Origin of the sequence: Caballeronia terrestris (genome assembly GCF_001544515.1) — a bacterium.
Classification (GTDB): domain Bacteria; phylum Pseudomonadota; class Gammaproteobacteria; order Burkholderiales; family Burkholderiaceae; genus Caballeronia; species Caballeronia terrestris.
On record NZ_FCOL02000024.1, the window covers coordinates 47547 to 64936 of the forward strand.

General features: G+C 63.5%; 14 protein-coding genes. 10 read left to right on the forward strand and 4 right to left on the reverse strand.

Annotation, left to right across the window (positions count from 1 at the left end; translation table 11 throughout):
• Positions 1-40 precede the first annotated feature (40 nt).
• From AWB67_RS20095 to map, 4 genes are all read right to left on the reverse strand, one after another.
• Positions 41-274, reverse strand: coding sequence for a hypothetical protein (locus tag AWB67_RS20095; RefSeq protein ID WP_087657985.1), 234 nt, complete (start codon positions 272-274; stop codon positions 41-43).
• Between the two features lie 202 nt (positions 275-476).
• Positions 477-2573: a pseudouridine synthase gene (locus AWB67_RS43370; protein ID WP_087657986.1), complete on the reverse strand. Its 2097-nt coding sequence runs from the start codon at positions 2571-2573 to the stop codon at positions 477-479.
• 6 nt (positions 2574-2579) lie between these two features.
• Positions 2580-5165, reverse strand: a complete 2586-nt coding sequence (locus AWB67_RS20105) for a [protein-PII] uridylyltransferase (protein WP_087657987.1) — start codon at positions 5163-5165, stop codon at positions 2580-2582.
• A gap of 362 nt (positions 5166-5527) precedes the next feature.
• On the reverse strand, positions 5528-6337 hold the full coding sequence (gene map, locus AWB67_RS20110; protein WP_087657988.1) for a type I methionyl aminopeptidase: 810 nt from the start codon (positions 6335-6337) through the stop codon (positions 5528-5530).
• Positions 6338-6721: 384 nt separating this feature from the next.
• Here map and rpsB point away from each other — a divergent pair, with 384 nt between their 5' ends.
• The 10 genes from rpsB (at position 6722) to AWB67_RS20160 (ending at position 17377) form a co-directional block, all read left to right on the forward strand.
• Positions 6722-7474, forward strand: coding sequence for a 30S ribosomal protein S2 (rpsB, locus tag AWB67_RS20115; protein ID WP_087657989.1), 753 nt, complete (start codon positions 6722-6724; stop codon positions 7472-7474).
• Between the two features lie 157 nt (positions 7475-7631).
• Positions 7632-8513: a translation elongation factor Ts gene (tsf, locus tag AWB67_RS20120; RefSeq protein WP_087657990.1), complete on the forward strand. Its 882-nt coding sequence runs from the start codon at positions 7632-7634 to the stop codon at positions 8511-8513.
• A 254-nt stretch (positions 8514-8767) separates the two neighbouring features.
• Positions 8768-9481 carry a UMP kinase gene (gene pyrH, locus AWB67_RS20125; protein ID WP_087657991.1) on the forward strand — a complete coding sequence of 238 codons (714 nt, stop codon included), beginning with the start codon at positions 8768-8770 and terminating at the stop codon, positions 9479-9481.
• An 85-nt stretch (positions 9482-9566) separates the two neighbouring features.
• A complete protein-coding gene (gene frr, locus AWB67_RS20130) occupies positions 9567-10127 on the forward strand; it encodes a ribosome recycling factor (protein WP_087657992.1) in 561 nt (186 codons plus the stop codon).
• 65 nt (positions 10128-10192) lie between these two features.
• Positions 10193-10975: a polyprenyl diphosphate synthase gene (gene uppS, locus AWB67_RS20135; protein WP_087657993.1), complete on the forward strand. Its 783-nt coding sequence runs from the start codon at positions 10193-10195 to the stop codon at positions 10973-10975.
• Entirely contained in the window at positions 10969-11781 is an 813-nt protein-coding gene (locus AWB67_RS20140) for a phosphatidate cytidylyltransferase (RefSeq protein ID WP_087657994.1), read from the forward strand. Before uppS ends, AWB67_RS20140 begins: the two co-directional genes overlap by 7 nt.
• Positions 11782-11791: 10 nt before the next feature.
• Complete coding sequence (locus AWB67_RS20145) at positions 11792-13018, forward strand: 1-deoxy-D-xylulose-5-phosphate reductoisomerase (RefSeq protein WP_087657995.1); 1227 nt, start codon at positions 11792-11794, stop codon at positions 13016-13018.
• A gap of 7 nt (positions 13019-13025) precedes the next feature.
• Positions 13026-14399 carry an RIP metalloprotease RseP gene (gene rseP / locus AWB67_RS20150; RefSeq protein ID WP_087657996.1) on the forward strand — a complete coding sequence of 458 codons (1374 nt, stop codon included), beginning with the start codon at positions 13026-13028 and terminating at the stop codon, positions 14397-14399.
• A 76-nt stretch (positions 14400-14475) separates the two neighbouring features.
• Entirely contained in the window at positions 14476-16788 is a 2313-nt protein-coding gene (gene bamA / locus AWB67_RS20155; RefSeq protein ID WP_087657997.1) for an outer membrane protein assembly factor BamA, read from the forward strand.
• 46 nt (positions 16789-16834) lie between these two features.
• On the forward strand, positions 16835-17377 hold the full coding sequence (locus tag AWB67_RS20160; protein ID WP_087657998.1) for an OmpH/Skp family outer membrane protein: 543 nt from the start codon (positions 16835-16837) through the stop codon (positions 17375-17377).
• Positions 17378-17390 lie beyond the last annotated feature (13 nt).

The window sequence follows — 17390 nt, forward strand, 5'->3', positions numbered from 1 at the left end:
TCAAACGCGAAGGCCGCTCCGGGGAGCGGCCTTCGTCGTTTCAGGCGAACGTTTTCTTCGCACCGATCTCGGGTTGGCGAAAGAGCTTCACGTGCTCGGGATTCGCCGATGCCTGCAAGCGCCCGTCCGGCAACCGCGCAATGACGACCTCACCGATGCCCGGGCTCATCACGACGACTTCGTCGCGCAGGGCGAGGAGCGCGTCGAGCCGTCGTCGGCCGCTGATGATTTCGAGGCCGGTTTTGGTTTCGCGAACAATGATCTCAACTGACATGGCGGTTCTCCCCAATGACGTGCGAAGCATGAATACGCGCCCTCAGGCGGTAAAAAGGGCGTTACCTTCCTATCGGGTGGATGACATATTTTCTTTAATCAAAAATCCATAAAAAAATCGACGCGCACGATTGGGGTGCGTGCGCGTCGATTTCGTGGTTTTTCGTCGTTTTTTTACTACGTATTTTTGGTGGATTGCGAGATCAGAACGCTTCGTCCGGCCCGAGATACCGCCATTGTCCCGGCGGCAGCGCGCCGAGTGTCACGCGACCCATGCGAATGCGTTTCAGCCCGACCACTTCGAGCCCGACCAGCTCGCACATCCTGCGAATCTGACGCTTTTTGCCTTCGCGCAGCACGAAGCGCAGTTGTTCGCCGTTCTGCCAGCTCACCTGCGCCGTCTTGAGCGGGACGTCGTCGAGTTCCAGGCCGTGGCGCAGCAACGCGAGGCTTTCGGCGGGCAGATGCTGATCGACGTCGGTCGTGTGCTCGCCAAATTTCACGCGCACAAGATATTCCTTGTCGACTTCCGAGTGGCCGCCGATCAGTTGCTTCGCGATGCGGCCGTCTTGCGTGAGGACGAGGAGGCCCGTCGAATCGATATCGAGACGGCCGGCGGGCGCGAGCGTGCGCAGGTGGTTCGGCGTGAAGCGGATGCCGGACTGGTCGTCGGGCCAGTGATTCGACGGGCTGACCAGCGTGACGGCCGGCTGGTAGCCGTCCTCGGCCTGTCCGGAGACGTAGCCGACAGGCTTGTGCACCAGGATCGTGACCTGTTGCGACTGGGCGGCGTGCGCGGCCGGCAGGACTTCGACGTTTTGGTCGGGACGGATCCGCGTGCCGAGCGTGTCGATCACCTGGCCGTCGACGAGCACCCAACCCTTTTCGATCCACTCGTCGGCTTCGCGGCGCGAGCACAGGCCGAGTTCGGACATCACCTTCGAGAGGCGCACGAGGCCTTCTTCTCCGGCGCGCGCCATGCGGGCGGGAGAGATGGCGGGTTCCTTGCGTTTTTTCTCCGCGCGGGGGAGGGAGGGCGCGCTGGACGAGGGGCGGCGGTCGTCGTTGCCTGGGCGGTCGCTACGCGGTGCGGCACGGTCGCCAAATGAAGGGCGGGGGCCGCGGTCGGCGGAGCGCGAATCATCTCCACGCGCCTTGAACAGACGGCGTTCGTCACCGCTCGGGCGGTCGCCACGCGGGGCGCCGCGATCGCCAAATGACGGACGCGGGCCGCGATCGCCTGATCGCGAATCGTCGCCGCGAGCGTTGAACGGACGACGCTCATCGCCGCTCGGGCGGTCACCACGCGGGGCGGCGCGATCGCCGAATGACGGACGCGGACCGCGATCGCCCGATCGCGAATCATCGCCACGCGCTTTGAACGGACGGCGTTCGTCGCCACTCGGACGATCACCACGCGGTGCGGCGCGATCGCCCGACCGCGACTCTTCTCCGCGCGGTTTAAACGGACGGCGTTCATCGCCACTTGGACGATCACCACGCGGTGCGGCGCGATCGCCAAATGAGGGGCGCGGACCGCGATCGCCCGATCGCGAATCATCGCCACGCGCTTTGAACGGACGGCGTTCGTCGCCACTCGGACGATCACCACGCGGTGCGGCGCGATCGCCAAATGAGGGGCGCGGACCGCGATCGCCCGACCGCGAATCATCGCCACGCGGTTTGAAAGGACGCCGCTCATCCCCAGCCGGCCGATCACCACGCGGTGCGGCGCGATCGCCGAATGACGGACGCGGACCACGATCGCCTGCCCGCGAATCATCGCCACGCGGTTTAAAAGCACGGCGTTCGTCGCCGCTCGGCCGATCACCACGCGGCGCGCTGCGGTCACCGAACGAGGGACGCGGACCACGATCGCCCGATCGCGAATCATCTCCACGCGGTTTGAAAGGACGCCGCTCATCCCCACCCGGCCGATCGCCACGCGGCGCGGCGCGATCCCCGAACGAAGGACGCGGACCACGATCACCCGACCGCGACTCCTCACCACGAGCTTTAAAAGGCCGCCGCTCATCCCCACCCGGCCGATCACCCCTCGGCGCCCCACGATCCCCAAACGAAGGACGCGGACCACGATCACCCGAGCGCGACTCCTCACCACGCGCCTTGAACGGCCGCCGCTCATCTCCACTCGGCTGAGACTGAGACTGAGGCCGAGGCCGATCCCCCGCCGCCACACTCTCACGCACAGGTTTCCTCCCCGCAGCACTACCGGAACGCACAGGGGAGCGCGCCGGCGTGGCCGGGCGCGGATGTTTGGCTGTCAGTTTGACGCGCATAATTTCTCAGGCTGCGATCGCGCGCAGCAGTTCGGTTTCGACCTGAATCTGGGTCCGGTTGCTGGAAAGGCCTTTGCCGTCGAGCAGGAACACGTCCTCGACGCGTTCGCCGAGCGTGTTGATCCGCGCCGCCTGCACGCCGATCCGGTGCTGGGCCAGAACCCGCGCGATCGAATAAAGGAGGCCCTGCCGGTCGTTCGCCGACACGGACAGGATGTAGTACTGGCCGCGCTCGTCGGGACGCAAATCCACACGCGGCGTAATCGGGAAAGTGCGCACGAGCCGCGACAATCGTCCCTTCGACGGTTCCGGCAACATGCGCTCGGCCGTCAGGAGCGTGCTCAACTGCTCCTCGACCAGATTCGCAATGTCGCGATAATGCCCGTCATGCTCCGGGTGCGCGACAAGAAAATTGTCTAGCGCGTAGCCGTGACGGGTCGTCGTCACCCGCGCATCGAGCACGGAGAGGCCGTTCTTGTCGAAATAACCGCACATCGCCGCGAACAGGTCCGGGCGATCCGGCACGTACACGAGGACCTGCAACCCCGCTCCGATCGGCGACGGCCGTGCCCGCACGATCGGCTTCGCGCTCTCGACGTGCTTGTACAAGACACGCGTCTGCCAGGCGATGTCGGCGGCGTCGTGGCGCAGGAAATAGCCGACATCGAGCTGATCCCACAGCCGCCGCTCCGCATGTTCGGGCACCGTTTCGAGCCGCAGCAGCGCGAGCGCTTCTTCCTGACGCGATTTCAGCTCGGAATGCGCATCGGGTTCGGCGCCGCCGAGCACGGCCCGCGTCGCGCGGTACAGGTCTTCCAGCAGTTTGCCCTTCCACGCGTTCCAGACCTTCGGGCTCGTGCCCCGAATATCCGCGACGGTCAGCAGGTACAGCGCACTCAGCCGGCGCTCGGTTTTCACGAGCGCGGCGAACTGCTTGATGACTTCGGGATCGCTCGTGTCCTGCTTCTGCGCGACCTGACTCATCGTCAGATGCTGCTCGACCATCCACACGACGAGCGCGCTGTCCTCGGCACCGATGTCGTGCTCGCGGCAGAAGCGGCGCGCGTCGACCATGCCGAGCGTCGAATGATCGCCGCCGCGGCCCTTCGCGATATCGTGAAACAGCGCCGCCACGTAGAGCACCCACGGCCGCTCGAAGTTGCCCATCAACTGGCTGCAGAACGGATATTCGTGCGCGTGCTCGGCGATCGCGAAACGTCGCAGATTGCGCAGGACCATCAGGATGTGCTGATCGACGGTGTAGACGTGATACAGATCGTGCTGCATCTGTCCGACGATGCGCCGGAAATTCAGCAGATAACGCCCGAGCACGCTCGTCTGGTTCATCAGACGCAGCGCGTGCGTGATGCCTTCCGGCTGCTTCAGGATCTCCACGAAAAGCCGGCGGTTTTCCGGATCGCGGCGCCAGTCGCGATCCATCAGGTCGCGCGCGTTGTAGATCGCGCGCAGCGTGCGCGCCGAGAGGCCTTTTATGCCACGCGTCTGTTCGTAGAGCAGAAACGCCTCGAGAATCGCGTGCGGCTCGCGTTCGAACACATCATCACGAGCGATTTCGAGCATGCCCTGCTTCTCGACGAAACGGCCCGAAATCACGCGCGTGATGCCGCTCGTCGTCGGGAAAAGCTGCGCTTCGACGTTCTGGATCAGGATCGTCGCGAGTTGCGTCACGGCTTTCGCCGCCCAATAGTAGCGGCGCATCAGTTGCTCGCTCGCGCGCTTGGTCGCGGTCGCCTGGAACCCGAAGCTCTCGGCAAGCGCCGTCTGCAGGTCGAACACGAGGATGTCCTGCCGACGCTTCGCGATCACGTGCAGCCGCGCGCGCAGCGTCTTCAGGAAGCCTTCGTTGCGGCGCAGTTCGCGCGCTTCGCGTTCGGTGATGAGGCCGCGCAGGTCGAGCTCACGCCAACTGCTGCCGAAGCCCGCCGCGCGCGAAATCCACAAAATGAGTTGCAGATCGCGCAGTCCGCCCGGACTTTCCTTGATGTTCGGCTCGAGGCTGTAAGGCGTGTCCTGGAATTTCGCATGACGCTGGCGCATTTCCAGCACTTTCGCCTGGAAGAACGCGCGCGGGTCGAGCGTCTGCTGGTAGCGCTCGCGGAAAAGCTGGAAGAGCGGTGTGTCGCCGTAGACGCGCCGCGCTTCCAGCAGCGACGTGAGCACGGTGACGTCGTTCGTCGCTTCGTCGATGCACTGCGCCACCGACCGCACGCTGCTGCCGATATCGAGCCCCAGATCCCACGCCATACCAATGAAGCGCTCGATGCGAACGGTGAGTTCGGCGTCGCCGGAATCGGCCGGCTTGTGGTCGGGCAGGAGGACGAGAATGTCGACGTCGGAATAGGGCGCGAGCTCGCCGCGTCCGTACCCGCCGACCGCGACGAGCGCCGCCCACGACGGCATCGCGCAGGCGTCCCAGGCGCCTTTCAAGGCGTCGTCGGTGACGCGGGCGAGGGCGTTCATCAGCGCATCGACGTTCGAGGCGGTCTGGAAACGCTCGAGCAAATCCGCTTTCGCCGACTTGAAAGCGGCCTTCAGCGATTCACAGGGCGGGGCGACGACGGTAACGCTCATGGATGGACCGGTGCGGAAGATCGGTTGGACGGAACGGCGTTTTGGTCCTGCGACTGCGTTTTACGCGTCTTTTTGTGCGTCTCGTTGATCATGGGCGACGCTGCGTTTTGAAAACGGCCAGTAAACGGCAAGGATTTCCTCGGCGTCAGCGGAGCTTTACCAGTGTTACCCTAACTGCGGCGGCGGACTGCTGTAAAAGCCGGTCTCAGACGCGTTCCGCGAGCGAATGGCTTCGCGGTACGGAGAGCCGCACGGTTTCACGCGAATTTCGGTGCTACCGCGTCCGGTCAGTTTGCCCGTCTTGAAATTCGGGCGCCGTCATCGCAAATCAAACGCCCGAGCTCTTCGGGGAAACCGCCAACTCAAGCCGTAGCCGCAATCAACTGCGACGGCGCCTGCGTCCCCGCCGACACGGTCAGCACGTCATACCCCGTCGGCGTGACGAGCACCGTGTGCTCCCACTGCGCCGACAGACTGCGATCGCGCGTCTTGACCGTCCACTGATCCGGCATCGTGCGGATATCGCGCCGGCCGGCGTTGATCATCGGTTCAACGGTGAAGATCATGCCCGCCTCGAGCTCCATACCGGTACCCGGGCGTCCGTAATGCAGGACTTGCGGCTCTTCGTGAAACACCTGCCCGATGCCGTGGCCGCAATACTCGCGCACGACGCTATAGCCCTGCGACTCGGCGTGTTTCTGGATTGCGTGGCCGATATCGCCGAGATGCGCGCCGGGACGCACCTGATCGATGCCGAGCCACATGCAGTCGAAGGTGGTCTGCACGAGGCGTTTCGCGAGAATCGACCCTTCGCCGACGATGAACATGCGGCTCGTATCGCCGAAATAGCCGTTCTTGATGACCGTGACGTCGATATTGAGCGCGTCGCCGTTCTTCAGCGCCTTCTCGCCCGGGATGCCGTGGCAGATCACGTCGTTGACCGAGATGCAGGTGGCTTTCGGGTAGGGCGGATAGCCGGGCGGCTGGTAATTCAGCGGCGCGGGCACAGTGCCCTGTTCCTTCACCATGTACTCGTGACAGAGGCGGTCTAGCTCGCCGGTCGACACGCCGGCTACGATGTGCGGCGTGATGAAGTCGAGCACTTCGCTGGCGAGCCGGCAGGCGACGCGCATCTGCGCAATATCGTGGTCGTTTTTCAGCGTAATGGACATGACTGGGTGGGCAAAATCGTGTAGGCGGCGCATTCGCGCGAAAGCGGCATTATCGCACCTTAGGGCGGGGGGCGCAGGTGGGGAGGGCGTTGCCGGGCGTTCGCGCGCATCGGGCGGTGCGTTCTGCCCGCCACTTTCCGCCTGACTGGCCACCTTGAGCCCCGTAACCCGTGCGTGCTATACTCTTTGGCTAAGTCGGTATCCACTTTACGGCCGTTGTCAATCGGACGAAGCGAAAGGCAGCCAAGCTACAAGGCAGGAAACAGACTTGATTCGCAAGCCGGCGCACCCAGGGTGTCCGGCGTTCTTCCAAAACTGGCCGAAAGGCAGGAAGGGCGCGGGATGCGGCAGCCGGCTTAAGACCCAACCCTCGCGGAGAATTTCATGGCAGTTACCATGCGTCAAATGCTGGAAGCCGGTGTCCACTTCGGTCACCAAACGCGCTTCTGGAACCCGAAGATGGCCCCCTATATCTTCGGTCATCGCAACAAGATTCACATTATCAACCTCGAAAAGACGCTGCCGCTCTATAACGACGCGCTGAAGTACGTGCGTCAACTGGCAGCCAATCGCGGCACGATCCTGTTTGTCGGCACGAAGCGCCAGTCGCGCGACACGGTCGCTGAAGAAGCGCAACGCGCCGGCATGCCGTTCGTGAACGCGCGCTGGCTCGGCGGCATGCTGACCAACTTCAAGACTCTTAAGATTTCGATCAAGCGCCTGAAGGACATGGAAGCAGCGCTGGAATCGGGTGAAACCGAACGCATGAGCAAGAAGGAAGCGCTTCTGTTCGAACGCGAAATGGCCAAGCTGCAAAAGTCCATCGGCGGCGTGAAGGACATGGGCGGCATTCCGGACGCGATCTTCGTGATCGACGTCGGCTACCACAAGATTGCCGTGACCGAAGCGAAGAAACTGGGCATCCCCGTTATCGCCGTGGTCGACACGAACCACTCGCCGGAAGGCATCGACTACGTGATCCCGGGTAACGACGACGCCAGCAAGGCCGTCGTGCTGTACACGCAAGGCGTGGCCGAAGCGATCCTCGAAGGCCGTGCGAACGCGGTGAACGAAGTCGTCCAGGCTGCGCGCAGCGGCGAAGGCGACGAGTTCGTCGAGGTCAACGCAGAGGCGTAAAGAGCCCTCTCGTCCGGCAAAAAAGGGGGCTTTGTGAAAGGCCCCTTTTTTTTAAGCCGACGACCGGAGTTCGACCTGCAGTACATGGCGGCACCCCAATTATTGTCGCGGGCTTTTACGCCGGCGGCACGTATCAAACAGACTCAAGGAGCAGATGATGGCGGCAATTACCGCAAGCATGGTGGCAGAACTGCGCGCGAAGACCGACGCGCCGATGATGGAATGCAAGAAGGCGCTGACGGAAGCCGACGGCGACCTCGAGCGCGCGGAAGAACTGCTGCGCGTGAAGCTTGGCAACAAGGCGAGCAAGGCGGCATCGCGCGTGACGGCTGAAGGCATCGTGACGTCGCACATCGAAGGCGGCGTGGGCGCGCTCGTCGAACTGAACTGCGAAACCGACTTCGTCGCGAAGAACGACGATTTCCTCGCGTTCGGCAAGACGGTCGCCGAAATCGTGGCGAAGACCAACCCGGCCGACGTCGCCGCGTTGAGCGCACGTCCGCTCGAAAGCTCGACGGTCGACGCCGTGCGTCTCGCGCTCGTCGGCAAGATCGGCGAAAACGTCTCGATCCGCCGTTTCGTGCGTTTTGAATCCAGCAACAAGCTGGCTTCGTATCTGCATGGCACGCGCATCGGCGTGCTGGTCGAGTTCGCGGGCGCTGATGAACAGGTCGGCAAGGACGTCGCGATGCACATCGCCGCAATGAAGCCGGTTTCGCTGTCGTCGGAAGAAGTGCCGGCGGACCTGATCGCGAAGGAACGCAGCATCGCCGAGCAGAAGGCCGCCGAATCGGGCAAGCCGGCTGAAATCGTGGCGAAGATGGTCGACGGCAGCGTGCAGAAGTATCTGAAGGAAGTCTCGCTGCTGAACCAGCCGTTCGTTAAGAACGACAAGCAGACGATCGAGCAGATGCTGAAGGCGGCAGGCGCTACGGTGCAGAAGTTCGCGCTGTTCGTGGTCGGCGAAGGCATCGAAAAGCGTCAGGACGATTTCGCTGCCGAAGTGGCCGCCCAAGTCGCAGCAGCAAAGCAGAGCTAAATCCGGCGGCGGGCGGCGCGGCACGAATCCAGTGCGCGCCGCCCGCGGCAGGAACGCAGTACCCGCAGCACAGCGAGACGTCCGGTGGAACATTCGTTCCGCCCGCTCGCAAGCAACACCAGCAGGTCGCAAATTCAAGGGTTTACCCTAAGTCAACCCGCCGCTGCACGAATTTGGCGCGCTTGCCGTAAATATCGTTTCACCCCTACAGTTCTACGTTGTTGCAACCCCCTCGGCGCGATCGGAACCTTCATATGCCCACAGCCTACAAACGCGTACTCCTCAAGCTCTCCGGCGAAGCCCTTATGGGCGATGATGCCTTTGGCATCAATCGCGCGACCATCGAACGCATGGTGGCGGACATGGCTGAAGTGGTCCGCATGGGCACCCAGCTTGCTGTCGTGATCGGCGGCGGCAACATTTTTCGCGGCGTGGCGGGCGGCGCGGCCGGCATGGACCGTGCAACAGCCGATTACATGGGCATGCTCGCCACGATGATGAACGCGCTGGCGCTGCAAGACGCGATGCGCCACGCGGGCATCGAAGCGCGCGTGCAGTCGGCGCTGCGCATGGACCAGGTCGTCGAGCCGTATATCCGTCCGCGCGCGATTCGCCAGCTCGAAGAGGGCAAAGTGGTGATTTTCGCGGCCGGCACGGGCAATCCGTTCTTCACGACCGACACCGCAGCGGCCTTACGCGGCTCGGAGGTCGGCGCCGAAGTGGTGCTGAAGGCGACGAAGGTCGACGGCGTATACTCCGCCGACCCGAAGAAAGACCCGAACGCCACGCGCTACAGCACGATCAGCTTCGACGAGGCGATCGGGCGCAATCTGCAGGTGATGGACGCGACGGCGTTTGCGCTGTGCCGCGACCAGAAGCTGCCGATCCGCGTGTTTTCGATCAATAAGGCGGGAGCGCTCAAGCGCATCATCCAGGGCGACGACGAAGGCACGCTCGTCCACGTGTAAACTCTTGCGGGATAGGGCGCGGTGCGGCTCGACAGCCTGCGCCCGGAGCGCCTGCATTGCCAGTAACCAAGGTTTGGAGGTTTAAATGAGTGTGGCTGACATTAAAAAGGGCGTCGACCAGAAGATGCAGCGGTCGATCGAAGCGTTCAAGGCCGATCTCGCCAAGATCCGCACGGGTCGCGCCCATACCGGCTTGCTCGACCACATCCAGGTCGATTACTACGGCTCGAACGTACCCATTTCGCAGGTCGCGAACATGACGCTCGTCGATGCGCGTACGATCGGCGTCCAGGCGTGGGAAAAGAAGATGGTGCCGGTCATCGAGAAGGCGATCCGCGAGTCGGACCTCGGCCTGAACCCGTCGAACCAGGGCGATTTGATCCGTGTGCCGATGCCCGCGCTGACCGAAGAGCGCCGCAAGGAACTTACGAAGGTCGTGAAGAGCGAAGGCGAAACGGCCAAGATCGCGGTGCGCAACCTGCGCCGCGATGCCAACGAGCAACTGAAGAAACTCGTCAAGGACAAGGAAATCTCCGAAGACGACGAGCGTCGTGCAAGCGACGACGTTCAGAAGTTCACCGACAAATTCGTCGCGGAAATCGACAAGCTGGTTCAGTCGAAAGAAGCCGAGATCATGACGGTTTGAAGGCCGATTCCGGTCTTGCCAGTGTTGCTGGCACTTCATTCTGTCGATCATAAGATTCAGCGGCCATGACCTATACCAGCTCTACCGTTCGCGTACCCGATGTCGCGGCTGTTCCACGCCATATCGCGATCATCATGGACGGCAACGGCCGTTGGGCGACGCAGCGGCGCCTGCCGCGCGTCGCCGGCCACACGCGTGGCGTCGATGCCGTGCGCGCGACCGTCGAAAGCTGCGCGCGGCGTGGCGTCGAGTACGTGACGCTGTTCGCATTCAGCTCGGAAAACTGGCGCCGCCCGACGGAGGAAGTGTCGTTTCTGATGCGCCTGTTCGTCACGGCCCTCGAGCGCGAAATCGGCAAATTGCATGCTAATGGCATCCGTCTGCGCGTCGTCGGCGACATCTCGATGTTCGACGAGCGCATTCGCGCGCTGATCCAGCGCGCCGAAACCAAAACCGCGCGCAACACGCGCCTCACGCTGACGATCGCAGCCAACTACGGCGGCCGCTGGGACATCATGCAAGCCACCCGTAAGCTTGCCGAGCAATCGGTGGAAGAAGGGCAGGCGGTCGTGGTGGACGAGGCATCGTTCGCACAGCACCTCGCGATGGCCTATGCGCCGGAGCCCGATCTCTTCATCCGCACGGGAGGCGAGCAGCGCATCAGCAACTTCTTGCTGTGGCAACTCGCCTACACCGAGTTTTATTTCACCGATACCTACTGGCCGGATTTCGACGCCGACGCCCTCGGCCGCGCCATCGAATCCTATGGCGAGCGCGAACGCCGCTTCGGCCGCACGAGCGCCCAACTCGCACCGCAATCGCAGAAGGTCGACACCCTTTCATGCTAAAGACCCGTGTCATCACGGCAATCGTTCTGCTGGCAGTGCTGGTGCCGATCACGCTTTTCGCGCCGGTCGGGGCTTTCGGGGCGCTGATCGGGTTCGTCGTCGTGTTTGCCGCCTGGGAATGGGCGCGGCTGCTCAAGGTCGGCGGCGCCGGGCCGGTCGCCTATGCGGTCTTTACCGCACTCGTGCTGATTCTGAGCACGTTTCTCGGCGTCGCGCCGAAAGGCCTTTTCCAGATGGCCGCGATCTTCTGGGTGCTGGCGGGTCCGTTCGCGCTGTTGCGCAAGCCCGTTCTAGCCGCTGGTCTGTGGCAGGTCTTTCTTCTTTTCGCCGGAATTGTCGTGTTCGTCGCCTGCTGGCACGCGCTCGTCGCGGCGCGCACGGTCGGCGTGGCATTCGTGCTATCGCTTCTCCTAGTCGTCTGGCTCGCCGACATAGGCGCATACTTCGCCGGAAAAGCCCTTGGGCGCCACAAGCTCGCCCCGTCGATCAGCCCCGGCAAGACGTGGGAAGGGGCGGTCGGCGGCTGGGTCGCGGTGATCGTGATCGGCTCGATCGCCGCCGCCAGCCAGGTTTTCGCGCCCACGCTCTTCACGGCCTACGTCGAGCATAGCGGATGGCTCAAGGCGCTGGTCGCGCTCACCGTGCTGGTCGCGTTCAGCGTGATCGGCGACCTGTTCGAGTCGCTCATGAAGCGCCAGGCCGGCGTCAAGGATTCGAGCGGTCTGCTGCCGGGCCACGGCGGCGTCATGGACCGCATCGACGCATTGTTGCCTGTACTGCCGATCGCGCTATTGCTGCTCGGCTAAAGAAGGATTTATGCAAAAACGTCTGACTTTGCTCGGCTCCACGGGCTCGATCGGCGAAAGCACGCTCGACGTCGTGGCGCGGCATCCCGACCGCTTCTCGGTCCACGCGCTCACCGCTCATCGCAACGGCGACAAGCTCGTCTCTCAGTGCCTGCGCTTTCAACCCGAAGTGGCGGTCGTAGGCGATGCCGATACGGCCGCGAAGGTCGCTGCCGTTCTGCGCGCCGCGGGCTGCCGGACCGAAGTGCTGCACGGGCCGCAGGCGCTCGTCGACGCGGCATCGTCGGCGGCGTGCGACACGGTCGTCGCGGCGATCGTCGGCGCGGCGGGGCTCGCGCCCACGCTCGCGGCCGCGCGCCACGGAAAGCGCATCCTGCTCGCGAACAAGGAAGCGCTCGTGATGTCGGGACAGATTTTCATCGACGCCGTGCGCGACAACAACGCCGTGCTGCTCCCCGTCGACAGCGAGCACAACGCCGTGTTCCAGTGCCTGCCGCGCGGCGCGGATGCCGAGGCGAAACTGCACGGCGGCGTCTCGAAGATCATCCTGACCGCATCCGGCGGGCCGTTTCGCACGCGCGAGCCGTCGACGCTCGTCAACGTCACGCCCGACGAAGCCTGCAAGCATCCGAACTGGGCGATGGGCCGCAAGATATCCGTCGATTCCGCGACGATGATGAACAAAGGCCTCGAAGTCATCGAGGCGCACTGGCTCTTCGACCTGCCGGGATCGCGCATCGAAGTGCTGATCCACCCGCAAAGCGTCATCCATTCGATGGTGTCCTACGCCGACGGCTCCGTGCTCGCGCAGCTCGGCAATCCCGACATGCGTACGCCGATCGCGCACGCACTCGCGTATCCGGATCGCGTGGAATCGGGTGTCGCGCAGCTCGATCTCGTGCAGATCGCCACGCTCACGTTCGAAAAGCCCGACTTCGAGCGCTTCCCGTGCCTCGCGCTGGCGATCCAGGCGCTCGAAGCAGGCGGCATTGCGAGCGCGGCGCTGAACGCGGCGAACGAGATCGCCGTGGAAGCGTTCCTCGCGCGCCGTATCGGCTTCATGGCGATCGGCGATGTGGTGGAACGCGTGCTGAACGTGCTGCCGAACACGAGCGCCGCCACGCTCGACGACGTCCTCGCCGCCGACGCCAGCGCGCGCCGCCTCGCGAACGGTTTCGTCGACAACCTGAGCGCGGACGCATCGAGTCCCTTGCCCGCCGAGCGCATCGCGCATTGAGGCCGTCATGAACTTCCTGACCGAAATCGTTGCCTTCGTCGTCGCGATAGGCGTGCTTGTCGTCGTCCACGAATTCGGCCACTACAGCGTCGCGCGGCTGTGCGGCGTGAAGGTCCTGCGGTTCTCGGTCGGCTTCGGCAAGCCGCTCGTGCGCTGGGTCAGCAAGAAGACGGGCGTCGAGTGGACCATCGCCGCGTTGCCGCTCGGCGGCTACGTGAAAATGCTCGACGAACGCGAAGCCGATGCCACGATCCCGCCCGAGGACCTACCGCGTGCGTTCAACCGGCAGAGCGTCGGCAAGCGCATCGCGATCGTCGCGGCGGGCCCGATCGCAAACTTCATCCTCGCGATCGCGCTGTTCGCGGCCGTGTTCGCCGGCGGCGTGACGGAACCCGCCGCGATCATCGCGACCCCCGCCGCCGAATCCGCCGCGGCTCAGGCCGGCTTCGAAGGCGGCGAAACGATTCTGTCGCTGCGCGACGCGCAAAGCGGCGGCGATTCGCACCCGATCCGGTCGTGGTCCGACCTGCGCTGGAAGTTGCTCGACGCCTCGTTCGATCATCGGCGCGTCGTGCTCACGGCGAAAAAGCCCGACGGCACGTTCGATTTCCCGATCGACGTCGCGGGCATCGGCGACCCCGACGCCGACACCGATTTCATGGACAAGCTCGGCTTCGCGCCCGGCGGCGGCACGCTCGCGGTAGCGGGCGTGGAGGCGGGCAGCGCGGCGCAAAAGGGCGGCCTGCGCGCGGGCGACAAGCTGATCGCGATCGAAGGCAGGAAGGTCGAGAACGCGAGCGGCTTCATCGATTTCGTGAAGACGCACGCGGGCAAGCCGGTGACTCTAACTGTCGAGCGCGATGGCAGCGCGCGCACGGTGCAGGTCGTGCCGGACCTCAAGCGCGATGCCGAGAGCGGCCGCGAAGTGGGACGCATCGGCGCGGCGCTCGCGAACCATCTGCCGACCGTCGACGTGCGCTATGGCCCGATCGAAAGCGTGCGGCTCGGCGTGAGCCGCACGTGGGACATCAGCGTGTATTCGCTGCGCATGTTCGGGCGGATGATCGTCGGCGAGGCGTCGCTCAAGAACCTGTCGGGCCCGGTTACCATCGCCGACTACGCGGGCAAGAGCGCGCGGCTCGGATTATCGGCGTTCGTATCGTTTCTGGCGCTCGTCAGCATCAGTCTGGGCGTCCTGAACTTGTTACCGATTCCGGTTTTGGACGGTGGCCATCTGTTATATTATTTGGTTGAAGCCGTTACCGGCAAAGCGGTTTCCGATCGCTGGCAGCTGGTTCTGCAACGGGCGGGCCTCGTGTGCATCGTCGCTTTGTCGATGATTGCGCTGTTCAACGACCTGGCTCGCCTGATTCGTTTTTGATCCATTTCCATCAGTCCCTGGCGTCTCATCATGAAGACCGCCGGAACTGATGCAGCTTTAACACTGGGGAAGCACGTTGTTCAAACCTCATCGCTTTGTTCCTAAGACGGCTGTGGCCGCGGCACTGGCCGCAACCGGCATGGCGGCACACGCGACCACGCCTTTTGTCGTGCAGGATATCCGGATCGACGGTCTCCAGCGCATCGAACCGGGTTCCGTCTTCGCCTACCTGCCGATCAAGCAAGGCGACACGTTCACCGACGACAAGGCATCCGAAGCGATTCGCGCGCTCTACGCAACGGGCTTCTTCAACGACGTGCAGATTGCGACCGAAGGCAATGTCGTCGTGGTGCAGGTGCAGGAACGTCCGGCCATCTCGCAGATCGACTTCGCCGGTCTGCATGAATTCGAAAAGGACAATCTGACGAAGGCATTGCGCTCGGTCGGATTGTCGCAAGGCCGCTCGTACGACAAGGCGCTCGTCGATCGCGCGGAGCAGGAACTCAAGCGTCAGTACCTGACACGCGGCTACTACGCGGCCGAAGTGACGACGACGGTGACACCGGTCGACCGCAATCGCGTGTCGATCTTGTTCTCGGTTGCGGAAGGCCCGAGCGCGAAGATCCGCCAGATCAACTTCATCGGTAACAACGCGATCAGCACGAGCACGCTGCGCGACGAAATGCAGCTTTCCACGCCGAACTGGTTCTCCTGGTACACGAAGAACGATCTGTACGCGAAGGAAAAGCTGACGGGCGACCTCGAGAACGTCCGCTCGTATTACCTGAATCGCGGCTACCTCGAATTCAGCATCGACTCGACGCAGGTGTCGATCTCGCCGGACAAGAAGGACATGTACCTGACGGTCGCGCTGCACGAAGGCGAGCCGTACAAGGTGAACAGCATCAAGCTCGCGGGCAATTTGCTCGATCGCGAAGCCGAGCTCACCAAGCTGATCAAGATCAAGCCGGGCGAGCGTTTCTCAGCCGAAAAGCTGCAGGCGACCACGAAAGCGATCGTCGACAAGCTCGGCGAGTACGGCTACGCGTTCGCGCAGGTCAACGCGCAGCCGCAGATCGATCAGGCGAACCATACCGTCGACCTCACGCTGCAAGTCGATCCGAGCCGCCGCGTGTATGTGCGCCGCGTGAATATCGTGGGCAACACGCGTACGCGCGACGAAGTCGTGCGTCGCGAAATGCGCCAGCTCGAAAGCTCGTGGTTCGATTCGAGCCGTCTCGCGCTCTCGAAGGATCGTGTGAACCGCCTCGGCTACTTTACCGACGTCGATGTCACCACGCTGCCGGTCGAAGGCACGAACGACCAGGTCGACGTGGATGTGAAGGTCGCGGAAAAGCCGACCGGCGCGATCACGCTGGGCGCCGGCTTCTCGTCCACGGACAAAGTGGTGCTCTCTGCGGGCGTGTCGCAGGACAACGTGTTCGGTTCCGGTACGAGCCTCGCGGTCAACGTGAACACCGCGAAGACGTACCGCACGCTGACGGTGACGCAGGTCGATCCGTACTTCACAATCGACGGCATCAAGCGCATCACCGACGCGTACTACCGCACGTACCAGCCGCTGTACTACTCGACGGATTCGAGCTTCAAGATCGTCACGATGGGCTTCGATACGAAGTTCGGCATCCCGTTCTCCGAGCAGGACACCGTGTATTTCGGTGCCGGCATCGAGCAGAACACGATGGACGTCGACCAGAACACGCCGGAAGCCTACCGAAACTACGTGAATGAATTCGGCCGCGTCGTAAACAACATTCCGTTGACGGTCGGCTGGTCGCGCGACAATCGCGACAGCGCCTTGGTACCGAGCCGCGGCTACTACGTGCAGACGAACGCCGAATACGGCACGCCGCTCGGCGGCACGACGTACGGCAAGTTCGACGCGCAGTTCCAGTATTACTACTCGTTCGCGCGCGGTTTCGTGCTCGGCTTCAACCTGCAGGGCGGTTACGGCAAAGGGCTGCAGGGCCAGACGTATCCGATCTTCAAGAACTACTACGCCGGCGGTATCGGTTCGGTGCGCGGCTACGAGCCGAGCTCGCTCGGTCCGCGCGACGGCAAGACGAACGACCCGATCGGTGGCTCGCGCATGGCGGTGGGTAACATCGAACTGACGTTCCCGCTGCCGGGCACGGGCTACGACCGCACGCTGCGCGTCTTCACGTTCCTTGACGGCGGTAACGTCTGGGGCGATCCGGGCCAGGGCGGCACGGCCGGCGGTTCGAACGGCCTGCGCTACGGCTACGGTTTCGGTCTCGCGTGGATCTCGCCGATCGGCCCGCTCAAGCTGAGCCTGGGCTTCCCGCTGCAGAAACATGAAGGCGACCAGTACCAGAAGTTCCAGTTCCAGATCGGCACGGCATTCTGACGTGATGCGTGACTCGTTTCTGCACTCTAGTAACGTGAGGAAGACTTTGCGAACCGGTAAGCTTTCGAAACATGTGGGATTGGCCCTGGCGCTTTCGATGATGATCGGCTTCTCGGGCGTTTCTGCGGCGAATGCCCAGGACATCCCGTCAGCCCGGATCGCGGCGGTCAATTCCGACCGCATCCTGCGCGAATCGGCGGCGGCGAAAGCGGCGCAGACGAAGCTCGAGCAGGAGTTTTCGAAGCGCGACAAGGCGTTGCAGGAAATGGCCCAGCGCCTGAAGACGATGTCGGACGGCATGGACAAAAACGGTCCGTCGATGTCGGCGACCGACCGCGCCGCGCGTCAGCGCGATCTGTCGCAACTGGATGCCGACTTCCAGCGCAAGCAGCGTGAATTCCGCGAGGACCTGAACCAGCGCCGCAACGAAGAACTCGCGGCGGTGCTGGATCGCGCGAACAAGGTCATCAAGCAGATCGCCGAGCAGCAGCATTACGACCTGATCGTGCAGGAGGCGGTGTACGTGAGCCCGCGCATCGATATCACCGATCAGGTGCTGAAGGCACTTGCCGCCAGCAGCGCGAACTGATCAGGAGCCACAC